This is a genomic window from Leisingera sp. ANG-M6 (assembly GCF_000813905.1).
Classification (GTDB): domain Bacteria; phylum Pseudomonadota; class Alphaproteobacteria; order Rhodobacterales; family Rhodobacteraceae; genus Leisingera.
Map to the genome: position 1 here is coordinate 2,371 of NZ_JWLG01000042.1, position 587 is coordinate 2,957.

The following is a 587-nucleotide window of genomic DNA, read 5'->3' on the forward strand; positions in this document are numbered from 1 at the left end:
CCTTCTTTGCCGCGGACAAGACACTTGTCACAGAAGGCTCCGCCCATCAGCCCGCCGCAGACATGCTCCGCCAGATCCCCGGCCTCGACGGCGCGTTCCGGCTGCGCCCGGATGAGGTGCTGATCCCCGCCCACCCGCTGCAAGCGCAGATGCTGCGGCTGGACCCGGCGGTGCAGGCGCTGCTGGCAACAGGCCGCCTGCGCGATCTGGGCGAGGCCGGCAGCCCCTTCGCCGCCACCTCCTCCCTGCGCACGCTCTACGCAGCAAACTGCCCCTGGATGCTGAAATTCTCGGTCCCCGTGCGGCTCACCAACTCCCTGCGCGTGACTAAGCACAATGAGCTGGAAACCGGCGTCTGCATGGCACGGCTGCTGAACCATCTGGACGCAGACAGCCTGCATCCGCGTTTTTGCATCCTCAACGACCCGGCCTATCTGACCCTGACCCTGCCGGGCCGCAGCGAAAGCGGCTTTGAGGTGATCTTCCGCGAAAACCCCTTCGTAGAGACTGATGGAACAGGCATCTACAACCTCGCAGCCCTCACTGCCGACCCGCTACCGGGCCGGACGGCCCTCCTTACCAGCCTG

The 587-nt window shown here is 66.1% G+C and carries 1 protein-coding gene; it reads left to right on the plus strand.

All coding sequences use genetic code 11. The features are described 5' to 3' along the window. On the plus strand, positions 1–587 hold a 587-nt coding region (locus RA24_RS22870), incomplete at both ends, for an IucA/IucC family protein (RefSeq protein ID WP_039194337.1).